The following is a 23,674-nucleotide window of genomic DNA, read 5'->3' as shown; positions in this document are numbered from 1 at the left end:
TAGTCCCAAAAAACAGGGCTCCCTCAAACGAAGAAGCCCTGTGTTGGTTCAGGTAACGTCAGCCCCTTCACGGAACTGACCTATGGCTTGACTAGACCGCAGCGGTAGTGGAAACCTTAGCGTCAAGCTCGCCCTTGGCGTACTTAGCAGCGTAAACTTCCACGGGCTCTTGCTTGATCTTGCTGGCCTGACCGGCAGTGCCAAAGGCGTCGTAGCGCTCAGCACAGACTTCGGTCATGTACGTCATCGAGGGCTTCATAAAGTGGCGAGGATCAAAGTTAGACGGATCCTTGAAGGCCGCTTCGCGGATAGCAGCGGTGATGGCCAGACGGTTATCGGTGTCAATATTCACCTTGCGCACGCCGCTCTTGATGCCCTTTTGAATTTCTTCGATGGGCACGCCGTAGGTCTCAGGAATTTGACCACCGTACTCGTTGATCATATCGAGCCACTTCTGGGGCACAGAGGAAGATCCGTGCATAACCAGGTGGGTGTTAGGCAGGCGGCGGTGAATTTCTTCGATGCGGCTGATGGCCAAGATCTCGCCAGTGGGCTTGCGGGTGAACTTGTACGCGCCGTGGCTGGTGCCGATGGCAACGGCCAGAGCATCTACCTGGGTAGCTTCCACAAACTGCACGGCTTCATCGGGGTCGGTCAGCAGCTGATCGTGGCTGAGGGTGCCCTCAAAGCCGTGGCCGTCTTCTGCTTCGCCGGCGCCGGTTTCGAGGGAGCCGAGGCAGCCCAGTTCGCCTTCCACGCTGCAACCGATGGCGTGGGCTACTTTCACCACTTCACCCGTAACGGCGGCGTTGTAGTCAAAGCTGGCGGGGGTTTTGGCGTCAGCTTCTAGAGAGCCGTCCATCATGACGCTGGTAAAGCCGTTGCGCAGCGCCGAATAGCAAGTGGCGGGCGAGTTGCCGTGGTCTTGGTGCATCACCACAGGAATGTGGGGGTAGGTTTCAACCGCAGCGAGCACCAGGTGACGCAGGAAGTTTTCGCCAGCGTAGGAGCGAGCACCGCGAGAGGCCTGCAAAATCACGGGGCTGTCGGTGTCATCCGCCGCCTTCATGATCGCCAGGATTTGCTCCAGGTTGTTTACGTTGTAGGCCGGAATGCCGTAGCCATTCTCAGCCGCGTGATCGAGCAGTAGCCTCAGTGAGACAAGCGCCATAAAAATCCTCCTAGTGTGTTCTTGCCGTTAGGCCTTCAGACGTTTCAGTAGGTAGCCTTACTCATCAATCTTAGGATAGATCGATGGATATATAACGAAATGTTTGGACAAGCTAAAGTCAAGCTTAAAAGAACTCCCCACCCAGCTGGGGTGTGTTTGCCCTGCTGTTTGACCCATCATAAAACACTGGGGGACAGGAACCGTGAACTTTGCTACCGGAAGGCAGACTAAGACCAAACTATAACTATGGGTCGCCTGGGATTCGAACCCAGGACCAATCGGTTAAAAGCCGAGTGCTCTACCGCTGAGCTAGCGACCCCCTTGCGGGGCGTGTGCAGTTGTTTACCGGACACGGCTTATAAACATAGCACACTGTCCTGGGGATTTTGCAACACGACCCAAAAAAATCTTGGCTGCCTTGGGTAAATGGGTTGGGAGGTTGGGTTTGGGCTGTTTGGCGGGGGAGGAGGATGCGGGGCGATCGCCGTTGTCCTGGTTCACTAAGCTAAGCCCGTCTAGTTTGGGCCAGGCCCCCCAAAAAAGTAGACTCCATCCACCCCCTACGCCTACGCCGCGTGACAGGTGAACTCTGGACTGGCCTAAACTTAGTTACGGAACGTAACCAAGCGCTTGTTTTAGGCCCTAAATAGAGCTTTAGTTTAATGAAGCTTCATTTTTAGATAAATCCTCATCACACTACAGGCTATGTTTCCGACCCATCGCCCTCGCCGTCTGCGCCAGCACCCGCAACTTCGCCGCATGGTGCAAGAGACTTTGGTGACCCAGGCCGATCTGATTTATCCCCTGTTTGCTGTGCCGGGCGACCAGGTGGCGAAGGAAGTCTCGTCGATGCCGGGAGTCTACCAACTTTCCATCGACAAAATTGTAGAAGAAGCTAAGGAAGTCTACGATCTGGGCATTCCTGCCATCATTCTGTTTGGCATTCCCGACGAAAAAGACATCGACGCTACCGGGGCTTGGCACGACTGCGGCATTGTGCAAAAGGCCACCACCGCCGTCAAAGAAGCGGTGCCTGACCTAATGGTGATTGTTGACACTTGCCTGTGCGAGTACACCTCCCACGGCCACTGTGGCTATCTGGAGGTGGGCGACCTCAGCGGCCGCGTACTCAACGACCCCACCCTAGAACTGCTGAAGAAAACCGCCGTGGCTCAGGCCAACGCCGGGGCCGATATCATTGCGCCATCGGGGATGATGGATGGCTTCGTGCAGGCGATTCGCGCTGGGCTTGATGAGAGCGGCTTTGAAGATATGCCCATTCTCTCCTACGCGGCGAAATACGCTTCGGCCTACTACGGGCCGTTTAGGGATGCCGCCGAGAGTGCGCCTCAGTTTGGCGATCGCCGCACCTACCAGATGGACCCCGCCAACGGCACCGAAGCCCTCAAAGAAATTGAGCTGGACATTGCCGAGGGGGCCGATATGCTGATGGTGAAGCCCGCTTTGGCCTACATGGATATCATCTGGCGGGTGAAGCAGGCCACCAACCTGCCCGTAGCAGCCTACAACGTGTCGGGCGAATACGCCATGGTGAAAGCTGCCGCCCTCAACGGCTGGATTGACGAGCAAAAAGTGGTGATGGAAACCATGACCAGCTTCAAACGCTCCGGGGCCGACCTGATTTTGACCTACCACGCCAAAGACGTGGCCCGCTGGCTGGGCTAAGCTCCTGCGGTAGGCGGTAGGGTGGGCACTGCCCACCGCCATGTGAAAGCTCCTGTCAAACAGGTCTGTTCAGTCAGGTTCCGCCACCGGTTAGAAATTCCTAGAGCGTAGCCCTATGATAGGCAGGGCTACGCTCTAGTTTTTTGGCAGAGAATTTCTGCTACTGCACCCATGACCTTTGTGCTCACCAACGACGACGGCATTGATGCGCCGGGCATTCAGGCGTTACGCAATGCCTTGGCCAACTACTCCACCTGGGTTGTGGCCCCTGACCAGCATCTTTCGGGCTGTAGCCACCAGATGAACCGGGGCGGCCCGATCGCCATCGACCAGCGCAGCGATCGCGCTTTTGCCATTGGCGGTACCCCCGCCGACTGCACCCGCGTTGCACTTAGCCACCTGTGCCCAGAGGCCACTTGGGTGCTCTCGGGCATTAACGTTGGGGGTAACATGGGGGCCGATATTCACCTGTCGGGTACTGTGGCTGCCGTGCGAGAAGCGGCGCTGCTGCGTGTGCCGGGGGTGGCAATTTCCCACTACATTGAGAATCGCCGCCCGGTGGACTGGGGGTTGGCGACTCGCCTAGCGACCCAGGTGATCGATGTGCTAATGGCTGAGACGCTGCTGCCGGGGTGCTTTTGGAACGTGAATTTGCCCCACCTACAGCCGGGCGATGCCGAGCCTGAAATTGTCTTTTGCACCCTCTGTACCCAGCCCCTGCCCACCGAGTTTAAGGTTGACCAGGGCCAGTTTTATTACATGGGCAAGTATGGCGATCGCCGCCACGACCCTGACTCAGACGTAGCCGTCTGTTTTGGCGGCAACATTGCTGTGACCAAAATTTGCCTGTGGTAGCGCCTAGACGTGAATGTCTACGCCGACGCCAAAATGATCGGATAGACCGCGTAAATCCTCAAGGCGGGGCGGCCAGGCAAAGGAACTTTGGAACTGCCCTGGTAGAGCTTGGGATAGACAGATGTGGTCAATGTTGGAGTGTTGCCCACAAATCAATTGATGCACCGGGTCATTTTCTCCGGCGGTGAGGCAGTCTAACCCCACATCGGCCAAGGCCTGCCGCAGGGCCTGCTTGTTTTGGCGCGACCCGTAGTAATGCAGAGTGTTCAGATCTTGGTTGAAGTCGCCGGCGACTACTAAAGCTGCCTTTGGGTAGCTCGCCCGCAGCTTTCGCCAGTCGGCCTGCTGTGCAGCCAAGGCGGTGGCAAAGGCTTGGCCTTGGGAGGCAGGGTGCGATCGCCAACCACTTTCTAACCATGGCAGCACGGTGCCGTACAGCACCCATTGCTGGCCGTCGGGTAGCGTTAGCAGGGCGGCGGCGGTGCGGGCCTCGTCAGAGGTTTCTAACGGGGTTAGCACCCCGGCCTTGACCCAGATTTGCACCCAGCGCTCGCCGTCGGCTCCGGAGCGAGCGGGCAGGCCGCTGGCCACAGAGTAATAATCTGCCCCTGGGCTAATGCCCAGGTGAGTTTCGGTCAAAATCCAAATGTCGGCATCGATGCGGCTGAGCCATTGTCGCTGGCGCTCAGCCCGCCCCGACTCAGGGAGCGCACGCTCAAGGTTCCAGGTGGCGATTTTCATTCAGGGTCAGTAGACAGGCGTAACAGAGAAACTCTGTAGCAACCACTACTTAATCTTGGAAGTCTGCCTTTTGCATATATTCTTTAATACAAAAATGCCTGGCGGCTACCCTTGATAACGCTTTTGGCGGGGGGATGCCGATCTAAAGTTGGTAGAGGTCAGTCATCATGGCGGCGCTGACTTCTGTGGCTGGAGCATCAAAGAGAATCTGGCCCTGACGCAGGCCAACGATACGATCGCAGTATTTCACCGCAAACTCCACCTCGTGCAGACTGATCACGAGGGTTTTGCCTGTGGTCTCGCTGAGCTGACGCAGCAAATCCATCATTGCCCGCGATCGCTCTGGATCCACACTTGAAATTGGTTCATCCGCCAGAATAGCGGCGGGGTCTTGCACTAGCACTCGCGCCAGAGCTACCCGCTGCTGCTGGCCGCCCGAGAGACGATCGGTGCGGGCGTAGAGCTTGTCGGCAATGCCCACCTGGGCAAGTGCCTGGGCTGCGGTCGGCATCTGCTGGGGCCATACCAGCGACCACAGCGCCCTCGGCAGCGACCATCGCCCTAGGTGACCGGCATTGACATTGTGAATCACGGCCAGGTTGCCCACTAGGTGGTGCTGCTGATAGACCGTGCCCACCAACCGCTGAATCCGCCGTCGCTTTTTGGGGCTGAGGCGATTGACCTCCTGCCCCAGAATCACCACTCGCCCGGCGGTGGGTGCCTGGCTACCGTTGAGCAGGCTGAGCAGCGTGCTTTTGCCCGCGCCACTGGGGCCAATCAGCGCCACTCGTTCGCCGGGAGCGATCGCCAGACTGCAATCGGTCAGAGCCGCCACCGCCCCAAACTGGCAGCTCACCCCCTCTAGCTGAAAAATTGGCCCCGCCATTCCCGCAGGCACTACTGAATCTTGCCGATTTTGCGGCCCACTGCTTCGATCTCGGCGTAGTTGTCGTTGCTGGTGGCAATGAAGCGCTCGGCCCCAAACAGGTCGAGAATTTCTTTGTGTTCGGGCACGGTGGGGTCGAGGGCCATCAACGCAGCCTGCACCTTCTCGGCGAAACCGTCGCCGTAGCGCTCGTCAACTTCAGGGCTGATTACCCAGTGGTAGTCGTAGTAGGGCGGAGTGCGCCAGATGACGGCGACTTTGGTGGTGTCAACCGCTCCTTCAGCGACGCGATCGAGCCATACCTGCTCATTCAGCGCTCCCACCTCGTAGGTGCCCGCCTCCACCAGCTTGATGGTGGTGTCGTGATTGCCCGAAAAGCCCACTTCTCCTTTGAAATCTTGGGTGGTGTCGAGGCCCGCCTCTTCCATAAAGTGTTGGGGCATCAGTCGTCCCGAGGTGGAAGACTCACTGCCAAAGGTAAAGGTGCGGCCCTTGATTTGGGTTAGGTCTTGTGTGTCCGAAAATTCCTTCAGGCCAGTGGCAGTGTTGACGATAAACACGCTGTGGAACTGTTCATCGATGTCGCGCTGGGCGATCGCCTCAGCCCCCGGCACCTGCAACCGCGCCTGCACTCCAGTCAACCCACCAAACCAGACCAAATCTAAGTCACCCACCTTAAAGGCCGTAACGGCAGCGGCATAGTCAGTTACGGGTTTGTACTCTACTGGAACGCCCAGTTCGGCTTCTAGGTAGTCGGCCAGCTTGGTGTAGAGCCGCTGAAGCACCTCGGGGTCTTGGTCCGGAATAGCCCCGGCAGTTAGGGGAATGGTGCTCTGCTCCGTCGCTGTGCCACCCTCCCCAGTGGCCTCTTGCCCCGGCTCAGAGGGCGCACAGGCCCCCAAAGGCAGCAGCAACAGCAGGCTCGATACCCCTGCAATCCACGAACGACGAATGCTCACCATGACTCGAATAGGGCCTTAAACAGCAGCACTAAATCATACGGGTCGGATCCCCCCCAAGGCAATGCTCTAGCTGTAATGTCTAATGAGGATAAAAGCCGCTAGGTTCTAGCTCAGCCAGAGTAGCCCGCCTAACACTAGGGCAACCCCCACCAGAGCCGCCCACAAAAATCCGTTGTCTTTGGTATTGATCTGGCTCGGGTCAAGAGGTGTTGGCTCAGGCTTAGGACGCGATCGCGGTGCCGCCTTGGCTGCTGTTGAATAACCCGAACCGCCCGAACTCTGGGAGCCATCCTGAGACAAATTGTCTAGAGCCGGAATTTCAGTCATCCAGTTCGTCGGCCGCTGAAGCTGGGGCGCTTGCAGAATATAGAGCAGATTTTTGCCCTGCTTGCGGGTCTCTAGGTCGGGGTGGCGGGCTAGAACTTGGCAGAGGGCGATCGCATCGTTCTGCCGACCTACAGCACTGTAGGCATTCACCAGCCAGGTTTGAATTTCGCCCCCCAACGGTGTGGTGGCCTTAGCGAGCTTGACGGCCTCTTCAAAAAACTCTACCGCCTCGCGGTAGCTACCCCGCTCAAAGGCGGCTTGGCCGTAGGCGTACTGGGTTTGGGCGCGATCGCGTGGGTCTTCGGTCATGGTTCAAGATAACTATCTACAGCCGGTTAACTACTGCCGCACCTTCATTTTGCCGGAATGGACGATGGGCTACCAGATTAAGTTCATATAGCCATCTGCAAAGCGATTCCCCCGTCTCCCATAGAATCTTGACACAGTGGCTTAACCCGACTTTTTTCGCTCAAGATGGAGTAAGGGAATAAGGAGACAAACACCGTGGTAGCCCCAGCAATTAAGCCTCAGACCGACTCACTTCACTATGAGGCTAAGACCCTCGCGATCGCCACCGCCCTGCTCGGCGCCACCCGCGAGAAGAAAAACCTCTTCGCCCAAATGCGCGACCAAATGCGTTGGGACGACAAAATTATGGACTTCGCCATGGGCAACCCTGGGCTGAAGGTGCAGCTGTTTCGCTTCATCGACGCGCTGCCTGCTCTGCGCAGTAAGCCCGAGATTGCTCGCCACCTACAAGAGTACCTATCGGCGGAAGAGGTGGAACTGCCCAACGCGCTGAAGGGATTGCTGAACTTCACCAATCCCGATTCGGTGCCCGGTCAACTCGCCGCTACCACCGTAGCCCCGGCGGTGGAAACTCTGGCCTATCGATATATTTCAGGCGAAACCATCGAGAAGGCGATCAGGGCGATCGAGCGCATGCGGAAGGACAAGCTCACCTTCACTATGGATTTGCTCGGCGAAGCGGTGATTACCGAGGAGGAAGCCCAAGCCTACCTTCAGCGCTACCTGGATTTGATGGCGCAACTGTCTGAAGCCGCGAAGAACTGGAAGACGGTAGATGCCATTGATATAGCGGACGGTAAAGAACTGGCCAAGGTTCAGGTTTCCGTTAAGCTCACCGCCTTCTACTCCCAGTTTGACCCGCTTGATGCGGAGGGCAGCCGCGCCAAAGTGAGCGAGCACATTCGCACTCTGCTGCGCCGTGCCCAGGAACTGGGCGTCGCCGTCCACTTTGACATGGAGCAGTATCGCTATAAGGCGCTCACCCTGGCGATTCTCAAAGACATTTTGATGGAGGTTGAGTTCCGCCAGCGCGACGACCTGGGCGTCACCCTTCAGGCTTACCTCCAAGACAGCTACAACGACCTCAAAGATCTGGTGATTTGGGCAAAAAATCGCGGCACCCCCGTCACCGTGCGCCTAGTGAAGGGGGCTTACTGGGATCAAGAGACCATCACCGCGCGGCAAAACGGTTGGCGCAGCCCGGTCTACAACCAAAAGGTTTCCACCGACGCCAACTTCGAGCGCATGACCCGGCTGCTGCTGGAGAACCATCAATATCTATATGCCGCCATTGGCAGCCACAACGTGCGATCGCAGGCCTACGCCATGGCGATCGCCGAAGAACTCAACATCCCTCGCCGCAATATCGAACTACAGGTGCTCTACGGCATGGCCGATAAACTGGCCAAAACCCTGGCCGACAAAGGCTACCGGGTGCGCGTTTACGCTCCCTTTGGCGAGCTGATTCCGGGGATGTCGTACCTGATTCGCCGCCTGTTGGAGAACACTGCTAACAGCTCCTTCCTGCGGCAAAACCAGGAAGACGTGCCCGTAGAGACTCTGCTGGCGGCACCAGAGTTTGCTGTGGAAGATCTAGAGGGGGGAGAGGCTGACCACCATGTTCCTTTCCCCAATGCCGCAGATATCGACTTTGCTGTGACCACTAAGCGCTCCCAGGCGGCAGAAGCCCTCAAGACCGTCCACGCCCAGCTCGGTCGGCGCTATAACCCAATTATTAACGGTGAAGTGGTTGACACAGAGGCTACGGCGGATTCGGTGAACCCCTCGAAGCCAGCAGAACTGGTCGGCAAGCTGGGATTGGCCAGTCAAGAGCAGGCGGATGCGGCGATCGCCGCCGCCAAAGCCGCCTTCCCCGCCTGGGCCGCCACTTCTGCTAAAGAACGGGGAGCCATCCTCCGCCGCGCCGCTGACTTGATGGAAGAGCGCCGCCACGAACTCAATGCCTGGATGGTGTACGAAGTCGGTAAACCTCTGGGCCAGGCCGACCCGGAAGTCTCTGAAGCCATCGACTTCTGCCGCTATTACGCCGACGAGATGGAGCGGCTTGACGCTGGGTATGCCTACGACTACCCTGGTGAAACCAATCGCTATCGCTATTTCCCGCGCGGCATTGCGGTAGTGATTTCGCCATGGAACTTTCCCCTGGCGATCGCTACCGGCATGACCGTCGCTGCCCTGGTCACAGGCAACTGCACCATCCTCAAACCCGCTGAGAATTCCGCCGTGATCGCCGCCAAGATCGCCGAAATTTTAATCGAAGCGGGGATGCCCCCCGGCGTGTTTCAATACCTGCCCGCCCGAGGTTCTACCGTCGGTGCGCACTTAGTTAACCACCCCGACGTGCACCTGATTGCCTTCACCGGCTCTCGCGAGGTGGGCTGCCGCATCTACGCCGATGCGGCACAGTGGCGACCCGGCCAGCGCCACCTCAAGCGCGTGATTGCCGAAATGGGCGGCAAAAACGGCATCATCATCGACGAAAGCGCAGATTTGGATCAGGCGGTGCAGGGGGTGGTCTACTCCGCCTTTGGCTACAGCGGCCAGAAATGCTCAGCCTGCTCCCGCGCGATCGTGGTGGCCTCGGTGTACGACACCTTTATCCATCGCCTGGTCGAAGCCACCCGCTCCCTCAATGTGGGTGAAGCGGTGAAACTCAGCACCAAGGTCGGCCCCGTGATCGACGCCAACGCCCAGGCCAAAATCAAAGAGTACATCGAGAAAGGCAAGGCCGAAGCCAAGCTGGCCCTAGAGATGCCGACCCCCGCTGACGGCTATTTCGTTGGCCCTACGGTGTTTACCGATGTGAAACCCGACGCGGCGATCGCCCAGGAAGAAATCTTTGGCCCGGTGCTCGCCGTGATCAAAGCCCAAGACTTCGACGATGCCCTGCGCATCGCCAACGATACCGACTACGGGTTAACGGGCGGCCTCTACTCGCGCACCCCCTCCCACATTGAGCGGGTGCAAAACGAGTTTGCCGTCGGCAATCTCTACGTCAACCGGGGGATTACGGGGGCGATCGTTTCCCGCCAGCCCTTCGGCGGTTTCAAGATGTCGGGGGTGGGCTCCAAAGCCGGTGGCCCCGACTACCTGCTGCAATTCTTGGAACCCCGCCACGTCAGCGAAAACGTTCAGCGCCAGGGCTTTGCCCCGATTGAGGGCGTAGATTAATCTAGGCAAGAAACTGGGTTTCTATGAGAAATCCGGTTTCTCCTCACCCGCCAGGGATATATTCACCAGGCCTAAACTGTGGGTTAATGGCAGAGGTTAACCCTGCGTTTTGCACTTTAAGAACTAGCTATGACAGAAGCAACCAATCCCAGAGTATTTTTTGACATCACCATTGGTGGCACTCCCGCAGGCCGCATTGTCATGGAGCTACGGGCCGACGTCACCCCCAAAACCGCCGAGAACTTCCGCGCCCTGTGCACCGGCGAAAAAGGCATGGGTACCTCTGGTAAACCCCTGCACTTCAAAGGCTCTAGCTTTCACCGTATCATCCCCGAGTTCATGTGCCAGGGGGGCGACTTTACTCGCGGCAACGGCACCGGTGGCGAGTCGATTTACGGCATGAAGTTTGCCGACGAAAACTTTACCCTCAAGCACACCACCCCAGGATTGTTGAGCATGGCCAATGCTGGCCCCAACACTAACGGGTCACAGTTTTTCTTAACTACTGTGGCCACCCCCTGGCTTGACGGCAAGCACGTTGTCTTTGGCAGCGTGGTTGAGGGTATGGATGTGGTTAGCACCATGGAGCAGGTAGGCAGCCGCAGCGGCCAAACCTCTGAGCCCGTGGTAATTGCCGACTGCGGCCAATTGTAAATAGCCGCTAATCGTCGGGCGGAAACTGAAGCATCAGCTCGCCGGTTTCACTAATGATGACGCTGCCGCCGAGGGCTTCAATGCGATCGATGGCTTTTTGGCGAGTTGCATCGTCAAAAGCATTGGCCAAAACACTGGCCCAAGCATTGACCTGGGCCAGTTTGCTGAGGGGGTTATTGGCTAAGAAATCCGCCGTACGCTGAGAATTTTCCGCAATGATCGGAGCCTCTTCTGCGGGCGACTGTCGTCCCCAATCAGCGGCAGATTGAAAGGATTGTTGGGCCGCCTTCCCTTCGCCCAAATAGAGCAACTCATCTACACCGCGATAGCGCCAGATATAAAACCCGTCGGATGGCACAGTCGGGGTCAACCGCTCTAGCCCCTGAGCCGTAATAGCAACGCTTTGCTCAGGCTGGGCGGCGAAATTGCTGGTACTGCCCGACAAAAATAAATAAAACATTCGGTAATACGGGTCTTTAGGGATCACAACCCGAAAAAACTCTGGGCTGAGGTCATAACCCGTTTTTGCTCTAGCCTCATCGTCGCCAAAGTACTGCAAAAACCGTAGAAAAAACCAGTCGGACACCAAATTGTCGAACCCAAAGGTAGGCATTTTCTGTGCCAGCGCTAGGGTCGCAGCCGTTGCTTGGTCTTGCTGGTCAAGATTTTGATCGGTGACGCTGCGGTCTTGTAGGTTGGCCAGGCGCTGCTGCTGCAGGGGCACCAAGGCCAGCAGCAAGGCAACAGGCAGTACCCAAATTGCCAGTTGTTTAGCCCAGAGCAGGGACGGGTGGTGTTTGCTTGAAGAGAGCGGCATGGTGGGGGCGCAAGGGTAAGAAACCCATAGAGCAGGTTTCATGTTTTAGGGTGGTTCTAGAATAAGTTTACCCACCGTGGTTGCGATTGCAATTTCAATATAGAGCGCCCAAGCGACCTTTCCGCCCAGCTTGCTCGTGAAACCTTGGTTATCTCCCCTATAGCTTGGCTAGCGGTGTTAATGCGACTGCGCTGTAGAATCTCGCCTTCAGACGAGGCGCAGCCTGCTAGGAATCATCTATCCGCAGAAGTGACTCAATATGGGTAGTTCAACTTGTCTAGCACCTAAACCACAGCTTTGAGATTTTTACCCTACCTCCACTGTCCGAAAACTTTTTTGGTTGAGTGTGATCGCTCGGTCGAGGCACGTGGGTAAGTTAGACCTAGGCGCAAACAACACCTCTACCGCCGCCTAACCCAAGGAGACATACACCTATGAAAACCTCTCTAAAAGCCAATCTGCTGAAGCACTTCATCGCTAAAAAAGAAGAAGGCGGCTTTACCTTAATTGAACTGCTGGTGGTTATCATCATCATCGGTATTCTGGCTGCTATTGCGCTGCCTTCTTTCCTCAACCAGGCCAACAAAGCTCGTCAGTCTGAAGCTAAGACCTACATTGGTTCTATGAACCGTGGTCAGCAAGCCTATCGTCTAGAAAACCGTACCTTTGCCCCCGAATTTGTAGACTTGGCCATTGGTATTCCTACCGCGACTAACTATTACACCTACACTATTGGTACTGATGGCGTCTTTGGTGCAAGTGCCTTGGCTACGGTTGTTGACCCAGCCCTCAAGGCCTATGTTGGCGGCGTTCAGTTGTCTTCGGGTAGCGCAACCGTAGAAGCTACTACCATTGCAACCCTCTGCGAATCTACGGCTGCTGGTGCCGCTGCGGCAGATGCTGCTATGACCGGCTTTAACGCTACTGCTAGCTCTAACACTCTGGGCTGTGCAGCTAACTGGAAGAAGCTATAAGTGTCATTGGCTAACGCTTGACCTATAGATTCTAACGACAACTTGGGAGCAGCTACATCACATGAAGTAGCTGCTCCCAAGTTTTTTGGTTGGCCAATACAATCTGCTTTAAATCTGCATGAGTTCTACACGCTACGACTTTTTTGTCCTTCTCCCCTGAACGGAGATTTCGCGAACGGGGGCTTACGTACAGCAATGAATTCCCTTAAGAAAAGAGAGTTCATCTCTCAACACGATGTTATTGAATAATTTCAAGTCCAAAAAAGATATCAAAAGGTAAGCGGTGTTTGTCCCCGGTGCTGTAGATCGCTAACCAGAATCTGTATGAAATAACTATCAAATAGAAAAGGCCGGACCAAGCTTGGTCCGGCCTTTTCTATTTGAGTAGCTTAATTGGGGCTATTAGCGTCAGCCGCCGGCTACCGCAGGGACAATGCTGACTTCATCACCGTCATTCAGGGCGGTTTCTTTACCATCCAGAAAGCGAATGTCTTCGCTGTTGACGTAGAAGTTGACAAAGCGGCGCAGCTCACCAGAGTCGTCACAGAGCCTAGCTTTAATGCCGGGGCAGTTGCTCTCCAGATCATTCAGGAGATCTACAATATTGCCACCACTGCATTCAAGAGCAGCCTGGTTGTTGGTGAATTTCTGTAGGGGAGTAGGAATCAGTACTTTGACAGCCATGGTGTAAGTAAATGAATCGGGAAAATAAGATCGATCTGTCAGCATGGGTATAGAAACCAGGGTTCAAGGTTTAAGCTGAATATTAATCGTTTAATCTTGAACCTTAGTCCCTTAAACCTTATACCAATACCTGCTGCCATTCCAGTCGGTCGAGGGTACGGGAGCGCTCTAGGGCACGCTCGAAGCTGTCGAGCTTAGGCTCAATGGTAAAGGGCTCACCAATGTAACCCTGTACAGCTTCTTGGGTCTTCAGGCCGTTGCCAGTGATGTAGACAACTGTAGACTCGTCGGGGTCAATTTTACCGGCTTCTACCAGCTTTTTGAGCACTGCAATGGTGGTGCCGCCAGCGGTCTCGGTGAAAATACCCTCGGTTTCGGCCAGTAGCTTCATACCTTCAATAACTTCAGCATCGGTCACTGACTCAATGTTGCCGTTGGTCTTACGAGCTATATCAAGAGCATAGATGCCGTCGGCGGGGTTGCCAATGGCAATGGACTTGGCAATTGTGTTGGGCTTGACCGGAGTGACAAAGTCGCGGCCCTCTTTAAAGGCTTGAGCAATGGGGGAGCAACCCTCAGCCTGGGCACCGCTAAAGCGAACGGGCTTATCGTCAACGAGGCCGACCTTAACAAATTCCTGGAAGCCCTTGTAGATTTTGGTAAATAGTGACCCGGACGCCAAAGGCGCTACGATGTGGTCGGGCAAGCGCCAACCCAACTGTTCAGCTACCTCATAGCCCAACGTTTTAGACCCTTCAGAGTAGTAGGGGCGCAGGTTGATATTGACAAAACCCCAGCCCTGGGTATTTGCCACTTCAGAGCACAGACGGTTGACTTGGTCGTAGTTGCCCTGCACTGCCATTACCGTAGGGTTGTAGATTAGGGTGCCTAGGATCTTGCCGGCTTCTAGGTCGGCGGGAATAAACACGCAGCAGTCAAGGCCAGCATGGGCTGCGATCGCAGCAGTAGAGTTTGCCAAGTTGCCTGTGCTAGCACAAGATACCGTAGTAAAACCCAGCTCCCGGGCTCGAGTTAACGCTACCGACACCACTCGATCCTTAAAGCTAAGGGTGGGCATGTTGACGGCGTCATTCTTTATATAGAGTTCTTTTAGCCCTAGCTGCCGCGCTAGCCGGTTAGCCCGCACTAAAGGAGTCATGCCAGTCCCCACATCAATGGGATTGTCGGTGCTGACGGGTAAAAATTCTTTGTAGCGCCAGATTGACAGCGGCCCTGCCTGAATGGTGCTGCGGGTTACCCGCCGACGAATCTCATCGTAGTCGTAGGCGACTTCTAGGGGACCAAAGCACACGTCTTCGCATACATGCTTGGCGCCTAGGTCGTAGGTTTCACCACATTCTCGGCATTTCAACGCTGAAAAGGTGGGCTTGGTGGCGATCGCTTGCTCGATAGACTGCGTCATGACGTTTTCTCTGAGGTTTTCTGAGGAGCGGTTATTAACTTCGCTAAGTTAGTCAGAACGTAACACTGAAGACAATACTTGGTCAAATATACCCGACTTTTTTGGTCGGGTATTGGCGATTCCTTTGACTATCAGTGTTTTGCGTCAATAGATGCTAATTCCTGATTGAGACCGGCTGGTCGGGTTCTTCTGAGTTTTGACTGCCGTATGCTGATCTGCGGTTGCTTAAACTCTTAACAACTTCGCTAGAACCCTTGAAATGCTTCTAAAGTTAGCTTTGAGAGCAATAAAGTAACTTGCTATACAAACGCTTGCCCGGCAGTTGAGGTTAAGTGATCTAAAGTCATGGAATGTTTGCATTGGTCGATGTGCCAGACCAGTCAGACTGCTTTATGCTTTATGCCCAAGGTGGTCTGTACTGCGGGCTTGGCTGTCATGATGACGGCAAAATGTAAATTTAGTGCAGATGCTCTCTGTGATGCTCTTAGCAGAACGTTATGGTAGTGACCCAAGATAAGCCTCTTGCCAATGTTTTTCGTCAGCTATCCGGAGGAGCGTTTCCCCCCGTAGTCGAATCCTATGAGCGGGGGAAAACGATTTTCTTCCCAGGAGACCCAGCTGAACGGGTGTACTTTTTGCTGAAAGGGGCAGTTAAGCTGTCGCGGGTGTACGAGGCTGGTGAAGAAATCACGGTTGCCCTGCTGCGCGAAAATAGTGTGTTTGGAGTCCTGTCGCTAATTACCGGCAATCGTTCTGATCGCTTCTATCACTCTGTGGCGTTTACTCCAGTAGAGCTGTTGTCGGTGCCGATTGAGCAGGTTGAGCAGGCGCTGGAAGAAAATCCTGAACTGGCCTTACTGATGTTGAGGGGACTCTCCTCTCGCATTTTGCAAACTGAAATGATGATTGAAACCTTGGCCCATCGAGACATGGGCTCGCGGCTGGTCAGTTTCTTACTCATTCTCTGCCGCGATTTTGGGGTGCCGAGTCAGGATGGCATCACCATCGACTTGAAGCTATCTCATCAGGCTATTGCTGAGGCTATTGGCTCCACTCGGGTGACTGTGACTCGCCTGCTCGGAGATTTGCGCCAGGAAGGCATGATCTCTATCTATAAAAAGAAGATTACTGTGCATGATCCGGTCAATCTGAGTCAGCAGTTTACTTAGTTTGGACTTGGCTAGGTGGGGTGGTTTTGATGGCCAAACCAGCTATTGATAATATTGGAGCGTACGAGCCTTCAACCCATGCAGTAGAGTAAGTGCAAACTCCCCTGTGGTTGGTGCATGGCTTCGGGTTACGTATTGATTTTGGCGGTGTTAATTTTGGGGGGCTTTATTGCTACCCTTGGCGATCGCGTTGGCACGCGGGTAGGCAAAGCACGGCTGAGCTTGTTCAATCTGCGCCCCCGACAAACAGCTACTTTAGTCAGCATTGCCACTGGCAGCGTCATCTCAGCCTCTACGCTGGCCCTGCTGTTTGGAGTGAGCAGCCAGTTGCGCACTGGGGTGTTTGAGCTGGGTAAAATTCAGGATGATCTAGCCAGCGCCGAGGCTGATCTAGCCCAGGCTCAATCTACCCAAGAGAGTGTAGAGGCTGATCTAGAGTCGGCTACTGATGAACGGCAGCGGGCGCTAGCTCGGCTACAGGAAATTAACCAATCGCTCAACCAGGCAGTGGCTCAGCAGGAAGCGACTGAGGGGCAACTACGTCAAACTCTGGGCCAGCTAGATGCGGTATCGCAGCAGGCTGCCACACTGCGACAGTCGACGGATGCTCTGAGGGTGCAGCGCGATAACCTGCTGACGCAGCAGGCCACGATTGGCAAACAGATTGCGGACCGCGATCGGGCGATCGCCGCCTTAGATGAACAGATTGCCGATCGCGATCAGGCGATCGCCCAGCGAGAACAACGCCTCACTAGCCTAGAAGCCGAGCAAGAGTTCTTAGAGCAGCAGGTAGCTGTGCTGCAAACGCAATATCAAGGGCTATTTCGCGGCAACATTGCGCTCAACCGCAACCAGGAGATTCTAGTCGGCCAAGGGCGCGCTGAAAACCGAGAACAGGCAGAGGAGTTTGTCACAGGCTTTTTACTTGAGGCCAACCGTTTGGTGTCTCGAGCAATTGCCCCTGGGGCTTTGATCGACCAGCAAATTTTATTGATTGGCAATCGCGAGGTCGAGGCGCTCATTGATCGCCTGTCCACGGGTGAAGACTACGTGGTGCGCTTGCTGTCTGCGGCCAACTACATTACAGGAGAACCCTGCGTGGTGCAGCAGGGAGAACCCTGCGTGCAGGTCTTTATCGATGCCACCCCGAACCAGCAGGTTTATGCTCTGGGCGAACGATTGGCGACGGTTACGCTAGACCCCCCTCCCCTAGGCGATCGCCAGCTAGTTGAACGGCTTAATCTTTTACTGGCAGCAGCCCAATTTCGGGCCCGACAGGACGGCGTTGTCAGCGACACGCTACAAGTAGCCGATAACCGGCCTGAAACGGTGCTCAATTTCTTAGAGACTGTTCAGCAATCGGGGCAGGCTGTTGACCTCCAGGCTATTGCTGCCACTGATATTTTCACGGCAGGGCCGGTTCAAATTCATCTGGCAGCAGTGCGCGACGGGCGTATTCTATTTCAAACGAATGGATCCAATAACCCTTTGAACGACAGCCTTAATCTGCCAAGCGAAGAGCTTTAAAGCACTTCATTCTAGAAAAACTCAAGTGAGTAGGATCCAAGTCAAATTATCTTTGGTGGCGAATATTTAATAATGTCTAAAAAAATTTGCAGATAGTTACCATCTGCCCCTACTTCGATACTGTGGGGATCACCTGTGCTTAGAATTAACCTACAAATCTGTCGGCTGCTAATAGGTTGCTTTTAACTCTGGCTTGTCCTAGGGCAGGCAAACTTTAAATACACCTGGAGCGATCCCATGAAATTTGAGGATATTTATCAGTTCTTCGAGGATCCACCGCCAATTTATCTCAATAAAGAGCTTGCCGTTTGCTACGTGCTATCGGTATTGCTCCAGCAAGATTCCTATGGCACCGAATTGATCCAGCGGTTGACCCACCAGTACCCCCACTATCGTCTGTCAGATACCGTGCTCTATGGGGCACTTAAGTTTTTGGAAGACGAAAACGCCATTGACGGTTATTGGAAAAAGGTAGAAGGCAGGGGTCGTCCTCGCCGCATGTACCGTCTTAATCCTGACTGGCGACTTCAGGCCGAGGAACTGGCCGAATTTTGGAAAACCTACATGGGTGACCCAATTCGTCCCGCCTGCGCCCAAAGCCCAGCTTACTTGGCACCCCATCGGTGAATCAGTAGCGCACGGCCTACCTGAATGATCCAACATTCCGTACCCTAGAGAGGTAGCTTTGCATGGCCCGGCGTGACTGACACTGTTCTCTATTCGACTCTGTTTCTAACCCTGCTAATGATAGTGGGGTTAGTTTTTTTTATTCGTGCCTCTACTAAAGACCGTATCGAAACCCTGACGCTAACGCGTCCCGTCGAGCCTCTAACATTATTGCAAGATCTGACGACCTACTTTGAGTCGCGGGCCTATGCCGTCATCGCGGCCGAAGAAGAGTCTCAGCGCATTACCCTACAGGGGAGAGTACGTCCGAGTCTATTTCTGGCCGGATTCTTGACGCTGCTCGCCGCTGTGGGTGCTCTCTGTTTTGCCTTGGTACTGGCTAATCTATGGCCTGCCTATAGCGCTACCTTTTTGGGTCTGCTAGTGCTAAGCCCGCTAGCAGGCTGGTTCTACTGGCGTGGCGCCGATCGCGATGAGAAAATTTGCTTAGAAATCCAGCCCGACGCTACGGTCAATGACCTATCAGAGGGGGCGCTTGCTAAGGTTACGGTTACAGCTCACCGCGATGAACTGATTGCCCTAGAGCAAGGTTTTGACCGCTGAAGCAAAAAAAAGCTAGCCTTTAGGCTAGCTTTTTCTATGTGTAAGGTGACTTTGACAGCGGCATCGTTAGAGCAGACGTCCGCTATCAAAACCCATACCTTAGTGAGTCAAGGTCTCTAAAACTGAAGCATTCTCTTCATCATCTTCTTCGCCGAGCAGCACCCGCAGACTGGGGAAAAGAAAATGATTCTCTTCTACATACTGGGCGCCAAATAGGCCTTTTTCAGCCCAAAAGTATCGGTCGGTGGTGTGCTCGTTCCGCTTAACCAGCAGCAGGGCTGGGGGGGCAATGCCCTCGGAATGAATAAAATTCCGAGCTGCGGTTACGGGTTTTTCGTTGCCGCTCTCAATACTATACTGAGGAACAGCTTCTAAAATGCGACGGCCTTCTAAGCGACGACGACTCTTACGCTTGCGTCTCCTTGCCAAGTTGCCTACCTCCCTCTCAGTGGATATTTGGATGTAGTTTCGGTTACAAAATTTGTTAACCAGGCCAAGTATATAGGCTCAAAATAAGAATTTCAACTTCTCTTAAAAATTGGCCTAAAACCCCTGAACATCAATAGCTATAAAGGATACAAGGGTGTTTGAGGAGCCTGGGCCTGAACAGAATTGTTAAAAAATTGACAAAACTTTAATTTTTCTTCCGTCAAACTCTTATGTTGCGCTGCCATGATTGGCTCTCCCAGCTCTGAATTCATCACTCTGTGTCAGTCCCAGGTACTCCTGCTGACCCAGGCATTAGGGGCTGCTTCCACGGTGGTGTACCTGGTCGAAGCTACCGTTGAGACAATAAATCCCACTCTGATACCGCTGGTGGCTTATCCAGAAACCGCTAACCTGTGGCACGATTTGCGGGAGGGGCTAGCGGCAGTATTCAACCCAGCCGACGAAGTTGACGGCAGCAAGCAATTCCCAACTGCCCAATCGGAGCAGTGGCTTCAGCAATCTGCTGACTCAGAGCGGGATTCAGGTGGGCTACCATCTAGAACCCGTGTTTCTTCAGAAAAGGGCTTTCTCTCGATGCCGTTTGGGGTAGAACCGGCAACCCAGCGGCAGGGTGTGGAGACCGATTTGACCGCTTATCCTTTGGTGCTGCCGTTAGCCCATGATGGAGTGGTGCTGGGCATGATAGTCAGTACTCGCGAAGCACTGCCATGGACAGCGGACGATTATCGACGGGCTGAGCAGGTTGCCAGCACGTTGGCGATCGCATACGTGCTAGATCAGCGTAGCCAATGGCTTCAGCGTCAACTCAACCAGCGTCAGCTGACCCAAGCCGATCAGTCCGAAACCTTTCACGATCTGCTGCATCAGTTTCGCAATCCGCTCACAGCTCTACAGACCTTTGGCAAGTTGATGGTCAAACGGTTACCCCCTGAGGACACCAATCGGCCAATTGTTGAAGGCATTGTGCGTGAGAGCCGACGATTGCAAGATCTGGCTCAGCACTTTGATGCCGCCGTTGCCGAAGGGGATGAGACCTTGGAGCAGACTACTACCCCACCAGCGGGTAGGTTGCTGCTACCGGGCTCACCTAGTGAATGGAGCGATCGCCCTAGGGTGGTTATCGACAGCGACAACACTTTAAACAGCAGGTTGGCAACGGCTCAGGGGCAGCCTCTCGAAGCCTTGGCCTCAACGACAGGGCATGGTCTGGGACGATCGCTAAGGGTACAACCCGGTGCGATCGCTGAGATCGCCCTTCCACTGGTGCAGTCCCTTGCACCCCTGGCCCATGAGCGGGGATTGCACCTAGTGCACCATATCCCCACCCCTTTACCCAGGGTTTGGCTTGATGCAGCCGCTCTAGGAGAAGTGCTCCATAACCTACTCGATAACGCCTTAAAGTATGCGCCTGCCGGGTCTCTAATCTGGGTTACCGCAGGACTAGTGCAGCGGATTGGCCGGCAAATGTTTCAAGGAATTGCCGTAGGCGATACCGGTGCAGGCATTCCCTTGGGCGATCAGCCCCAGTTGTTTACCCGTCACTTTCGCGGTGTGCGGGCCCAGGGTGATATTCCCGGTACGGGGCTAGGTCTTGCTATTGTGCAAGACCTAGTGCAGGGCATGGGAGGGCGTATCGATCTAGTTAGCCCCGTTCAAGGCACGCCATGGTTACCGCCAGAGGCTGTTGCTTATCCCCAAAACCCTGGCGTTGTATTTGTGGTTTGGCTCAAAGCCTTAGATAGTGAGGTGCAGGCCTAGTAAGGTCGGTGGGACAAGGTGCTACCGTTGTGCCTCGTACTACAGAATGCCGCATCCATAGGAGAATGGGTTCAGCCTGCTCATTAGGTTCAGCAACCCATCGTCTTCGGTGTTACCCATGGCAACCACCCTATCCCCCAATTCCTCTGCCCGACTGGCGCCGCCAGCCTCCCTATCTCCCCTAACGGTACCCGAACGGTTGTTGTTAGGCCCGGGACCGAGTAATGCTGACCCCCGTGTCATTGCCGCTATGAATCAGCAGCCCATTGGCCACCTCGATGCTGCCTACTTAGCGATGATGGATGAGGTTCAGGAACTGCTGCGCTATACCTGGCAGACTACTAATCCTCTCACCTATGCCGTGGCCGGTACCGGGTCTGCCGCGATGGAAGCGACGATTGCAAATGCGGTTGAACCAGGCGATCGCGTCCTGGTTGCCGTCAAAGGCTATTTTGGCCATCGCCTGGTCGATATGGCCCAGCGCTACGGAGCCGACGTTGTCACCATTCACCGACCTTGGGGCGAAGCCTTTACGTTAGAAGAACTGACCGCTGCCCTAGATGAGCATCGGCCCGCAGTGCTGGCGATCGTCCACGCCGAAACCTCTACCGGAGTTCGCCAGCCCCTCGAAGGGTTAGGAACGGCTTGTGCCGAGCACGACTGTTTGCTGCTGGTTGATACCGTCACCAGCCTGGGCGGCGTGCCAATTTTTCTCGATGAATGGCAAGTTGATCTAGCTTACAGCTGTAGCCAAAAAGGACTCAGCTGCGCCCCCGGTATTTCCCCCTTCACCATGAGCCCTCGAGCTGTCGCCAAGCTAGAGCGCCGTCGCCAACCCGTCGCCAATTGGTACCTTGATGCAGCCCTACTGCGGAAATACTGGGGACCAGAGCGTGTTTATCACCATACCGCACCGGTCAACCTCACCTATGCCCTGCGCGAAGCTCTGCGTCTGCTAGCTGAAGAAAGCCTAGAAACTCGTTGGCAACGCCATCAACAAACCGCCACCTACTTCTGGAAAGGTTTAGCGGATCTCGGCCTCACCTGTCACGTTGAAGAGTCCTTTCGCCTACCTACCCTAACTACCGTACGGGTGCCCGACGGCGTTGATGCCAAAGCCGTTGGTCGTCAACTCATGACCGACTACAACATTGAAGTCGGTGGTGGGCTTGGAGAACTTGGGGGCAAGGTTTGGCGGATTGGCCTCATGGGCTATAACAGCCAGCCAGAGCATGTCAATACCCTGCTACACGCTCTGGGGACGGTACTGCATCAATTTGCTTAACGCGTCAAGTCGCTGACTATCTGCAGCCAACGAAGAAGGCATCTCAGTACCTGTGGAGATGTCTTCTTCGTTAGAGCAGTTTTCTAGGCCACACGCCGCTGCTCACTTGCCAACAGGGGAAATCCTAGCTTTTCCCGTTGTTCCAGGTAAAGCTGCGCCACTCGCCTGGCTAATCCCCGTACCTGGCGAATGTATCGAGTGCGCTCGGTTACCGAAATTACGCCTCGCGCATCCAGCAGATTAAACGTGTGTGAGCACTTCAACACATAGTCATAACTCGGCAGCACTAGCCCTCGATCCATTAACTGCTCTGCCTCCTGCTGGTATAAATCAAACAGCGTGAACAGAAGTTCTGGATTTGAGGCCTCAAAGTTGTAGGTCGAGTTCTCAACCTCCGCCTGCATATAGATATCACCATAGGTGAGCTGATCATTCCATCGAATCTTGGCGATCGCATCCACCTCCTGCAAATACATCGTCAACCGCTCTAACCCATAGGTGAGCTCAATCGACACCGGGCGACAGTCAATCCCCCCACACTGCTGGAAATAGGTGAACTGGGTAATCTCCATCCCGTCCAGCCACACTTCCCAACCCACGCCCCAGGCACCTACCGCCGCATCTTCCCAGTTATCTTCCACAAACCGAATGTCGTGGTCTTCCGGTTTGATTCCCAACGCCCGCAGCGACTCTATATAAGTCTCCTGAATATTCTCAGGTGATGGCTTAATCAACACCTGATATTGAAAATAATGCTGATAGCGGTTCGGGTTTTCCCCATAGCGCCCATCTGCCGGTCTCCGACAGGGTTCTACGTAGGCCACCGACCAAGGCTCCGGTCCCAGCGCCCGCAAAAATGTGTGTGGGCTCTTCGTCCCTGCTCCCTTCTCCGTGTCATAGGGCTGCATAATCACGCAGCCCTGTTTAGCCCAAAAATCATTCAGCGTTGCAATCACAGACTGAAAATGCACAATTCCCCCTGGTTACTAACCCAGACCCATACTCACTGGCTCTAATAGTATTCAACAAACTTGCCCCTACCGTTGAGAGCGATCCTCTACTTGGCCTTGAGAAGTCATTTTTAGTTTGTTGCCAGCGGCCAATGCAGACCCAGGGAAGATTGCTGAGGACTGTCTGTCTGTGTATAAGCGCTAGAGCCTGCCCTTTAACATCTTTTTAAGCCCTTAATCTTGACGCGCCGGTAGTCTTGGCACGCTAGGGGTGCTGTGGTGGTTCCAGTGGTTGCCGCCAGATACGGTGTTTTCTGCGAGGTTTTTTGTGAAAGAATTTTGAAAAGGAGCCAGGTAGCGACCCTATATAAACGCCAAACCCCTTGTCATGCAAGGGGTTTAGGTCACGAGAACAAAATAGTCTCAGGGTGTTGACACTGTTAAGGATTCAGCTTATATTGATAAAGCGCCTGAGGGAAGCGGCTCAAACGAACCGCCTACCGAAGGAAGCAGCGAACCTCGACAACTACATAGTCTAGAAACAAAGCCAAGGTTCCTGTCAAGGATTAAATTGGTTCAACGATAGCATTAGTGCTGTGGTTGAGTCAAGTAAGAAGACAGAAT

General features: G+C 54.6%; 21 protein-coding genes and 1 tRNA gene. 11 read left to right on the top strand and 11 right to left on the bottom strand.

Annotated features, from left to right (window positions below):
- Positions 1–91: 91 nt before the first annotated feature.
- Together fba and H6F57_RS06535 are read right to left on the bottom strand one after the other, a co-directional pair.
- A complete protein-coding gene (gene fba, locus H6F57_RS06540; RefSeq protein ID WP_190625189.1) occupies positions 92–1,171 on the bottom strand; it encodes a class II fructose-bisphosphate aldolase in 1,080 nt (359 codons plus the stop codon).
- 247 nt (positions 1,172–1,418) lie between these two features.
- Positions 1,419–1,490, bottom strand: a tRNA-Lys gene (locus tag H6F57_RS06535).
- A gap of 386 nt (positions 1,491–1,876) precedes the next feature.
- On the opposite strand from H6F57_RS06535, the gene hemB reads away from it, so the two are divergent.
- Both hemB and surE read left to right on the top strand, forming a co-directional pair.
- The gene (hemB, locus tag H6F57_RS06530) at positions 1,877–2,857 is read left to right on the top strand and encodes a porphobilinogen synthase (protein WP_190625188.1); all 981 of its coding nucleotides are present in this window, start codon (positions 1,877–1,879) and stop codon (positions 2,855–2,857) included.
- 171 nt (positions 2,858–3,028) lie between these two features.
- Positions 3,029–3,712 carry a 5'/3'-nucleotidase SurE gene (gene surE, locus H6F57_RS06525; protein WP_190625187.1) on the top strand — a complete coding sequence of 228 codons (684 nt, stop codon included), beginning with the start codon at positions 3,029–3,031 and terminating at the stop codon, positions 3,710–3,712.
- A gap of 3 nt (positions 3,713–3,715) precedes the next feature.
- Here surE and H6F57_RS06520 read toward each other — a convergent pair whose 3' ends face one another.
- The 4 genes from H6F57_RS06520 to H6F57_RS06505 all read right to left on the bottom strand — a co-directional run bounded on the left by H6F57_RS06520 (position 3,716) and on the right by H6F57_RS06505 (position 6,937).
- On the bottom strand, positions 3,716–4,453 hold the full coding sequence (locus H6F57_RS06520) for an endonuclease/exonuclease/phosphatase family protein (protein ID WP_190625186.1): 738 nt from the start codon (positions 4,451–4,453) through the stop codon (positions 3,716–3,718).
- 142 nt (positions 4,454–4,595) lie between these two features.
- Entirely contained in the window at positions 4,596–5,339 is a 744-nt protein-coding gene (locus H6F57_RS06515; RefSeq protein WP_190625185.1) for a phosphonate ABC transporter ATP-binding protein, read from the bottom strand.
- 11 nt (positions 5,340–5,350) lie between these two features.
- The gene (locus tag H6F57_RS06510) at positions 5,351–6,301 is read right to left on the bottom strand and encodes a putative selenate ABC transporter substrate-binding protein (RefSeq protein WP_190625184.1); all 951 of its coding nucleotides are present in this window, start codon (positions 6,299–6,301) and stop codon (positions 5,351–5,353) included.
- A gap of 105 nt (positions 6,302–6,406) precedes the next feature.
- On the bottom strand, positions 6,407–6,937 hold the full coding sequence (locus tag H6F57_RS06505) for a tetratricopeptide repeat protein (RefSeq protein WP_190625183.1): 531 nt from the start codon (positions 6,935–6,937) through the stop codon (positions 6,407–6,409).
- 195 nt (positions 6,938–7,132) lie between these two features.
- Between H6F57_RS06505 and pruA the strand changes: the two genes are divergently transcribed.
- Entirely contained in the window at positions 7,133–10,129 is a 2,997-nt protein-coding gene (pruA, locus tag H6F57_RS06500) for an L-glutamate gamma-semialdehyde dehydrogenase (RefSeq protein WP_190625182.1), read from the top strand.
- A gap of 129 nt (positions 10,130–10,258) precedes the next feature.
- Positions 10,259–10,783 carry a peptidylprolyl isomerase gene (locus tag H6F57_RS06495; protein WP_190625181.1) on the top strand — a complete coding sequence of 175 codons (525 nt, stop codon included), beginning with the start codon at positions 10,259–10,261 and terminating at the stop codon, positions 10,781–10,783.
- A gap of 7 nt (positions 10,784–10,790) precedes the next feature.
- Here the strand turns inward: H6F57_RS06495 and H6F57_RS06490 are convergent, their stop codons facing one another.
- The gene (locus H6F57_RS06490; RefSeq protein WP_199289521.1) at positions 10,791–11,600 is read right to left on the bottom strand and encodes a hypothetical protein; all 810 of its coding nucleotides are present in this window, start codon (positions 11,598–11,600) and stop codon (positions 10,791–10,793) included.
- A 434-nt stretch (positions 11,601–12,034) separates the two neighbouring features.
- On the opposite strand from H6F57_RS06490, the gene H6F57_RS06485 reads away from it, so the two are divergent.
- A complete protein-coding gene (locus H6F57_RS06485; RefSeq protein ID WP_190625180.1) occupies positions 12,035–12,574 on the top strand; it encodes a type IV pilin-like G/H family protein in 540 nt (179 codons plus the stop codon).
- A gap of 408 nt (positions 12,575–12,982) precedes the next feature.
- On the opposite strand, the gene H6F57_RS06480 is transcribed toward H6F57_RS06485, so the two are convergent.
- Together H6F57_RS06480 and thrC are read right to left on the bottom strand one after the other, a co-directional pair.
- On the bottom strand, positions 12,983–13,258 hold the full coding sequence (locus tag H6F57_RS06480) for a MoaD/ThiS family protein (RefSeq protein WP_073607741.1): 276 nt from the start codon (positions 13,256–13,258) through the stop codon (positions 12,983–12,985).
- Between the two features lie 118 nt (positions 13,259–13,376).
- Positions 13,377–14,681 carry a threonine synthase gene (gene thrC / locus H6F57_RS06475; protein ID WP_190625179.1) on the bottom strand — a complete coding sequence of 435 codons (1,305 nt, stop codon included), beginning with the start codon at positions 14,679–14,681 and terminating at the stop codon, positions 13,377–13,379.
- Positions 14,682–15,178: 497 nt separating this feature from the next.
- On the opposite strand from thrC, the gene ntcA reads away from it, so the two are divergent.
- The 4 genes from ntcA to H6F57_RS06455 all read left to right on the top strand — a co-directional run bounded on the left by ntcA (position 15,179) and on the right by H6F57_RS06455 (position 18,607).
- Positions 15,179–15,850, top strand: a complete 672-nt coding sequence (gene ntcA, locus H6F57_RS06470; protein ID WP_073607508.1) for a global nitrogen regulator NtcA — start codon at positions 15,179–15,181, stop codon at positions 15,848–15,850.
- A gap of 117 nt (positions 15,851–15,967) precedes the next feature.
- Positions 15,968–17,377, top strand: a complete 1,410-nt coding sequence (locus tag H6F57_RS06465; protein ID WP_190625178.1) for a DUF3084 domain-containing protein — start codon at positions 15,968–15,970, stop codon at positions 17,375–17,377.
- Positions 17,378–17,614: 237 nt separating this feature from the next.
- Entirely contained in the window at positions 17,615–18,004 is a 390-nt protein-coding gene (locus H6F57_RS06460; RefSeq protein WP_190625177.1) for a PadR family transcriptional regulator, read from the top strand.
- A gap of 72 nt (positions 18,005–18,076) precedes the next feature.
- Positions 18,077–18,607 (top strand): cofactor assembly of complex C subunit B, encoded by a 531-nt coding sequence (locus tag H6F57_RS06455; protein WP_190625176.1) that lies wholly within the window; start codon positions 18,077–18,079, stop codon positions 18,605–18,607.
- A 99-nt stretch (positions 18,608–18,706) separates the two neighbouring features.
- On the opposite strand, the gene H6F57_RS06450 is transcribed toward H6F57_RS06455, so the two are convergent.
- Positions 18,707–19,036: a DUF3155 domain-containing protein gene (locus tag H6F57_RS06450; protein WP_073607504.1), complete on the bottom strand. Its 330-nt coding sequence runs from the start codon at positions 19,034–19,036 to the stop codon at positions 18,707–18,709.
- A gap of 243 nt (positions 19,037–19,279) precedes the next feature.
- On the opposite strand from H6F57_RS06450, the gene H6F57_RS06445 reads away from it, so the two are divergent.
- Together H6F57_RS06445 and H6F57_RS06440 are read left to right on the top strand one after the other, a co-directional pair.
- The gene (locus tag H6F57_RS06445; protein ID WP_190625175.1) at positions 19,280–20,815 is read left to right on the top strand and encodes a HAMP domain-containing sensor histidine kinase; all 1,536 of its coding nucleotides are present in this window, start codon (positions 19,280–19,282) and stop codon (positions 20,813–20,815) included.
- Positions 20,816–20,933: 118 nt separating this feature from the next.
- Positions 20,934–22,100 carry an alanine--glyoxylate aminotransferase family protein gene (locus H6F57_RS06440; protein WP_190625174.1) on the top strand — a complete coding sequence of 389 codons (1,167 nt, stop codon included), beginning with the start codon at positions 20,934–20,936 and terminating at the stop codon, positions 22,098–22,100.
- A gap of 83 nt (positions 22,101–22,183) precedes the next feature.
- Here H6F57_RS06440 and glyQ read toward each other — a convergent pair whose 3' ends face one another.
- Positions 22,184–23,071, bottom strand: a complete 888-nt coding sequence (glyQ, locus tag H6F57_RS06435) for a glycine--tRNA ligase subunit alpha (RefSeq protein ID WP_190625173.1) — start codon at positions 23,069–23,071, stop codon at positions 22,184–22,186.
- Positions 23,072–23,674 lie beyond the last annotated feature (603 nt).

This window comes from Leptolyngbya sp. FACHB-60, assembly GCF_014695775.1.
Taxonomy (GTDB): domain Bacteria; phylum Cyanobacteriota; class Cyanobacteriia; order Phormidesmidales; family Phormidesmidaceae; genus Nodosilinea.
This window is presented reverse-complemented; position numbering and strand designations above follow the sequence as displayed.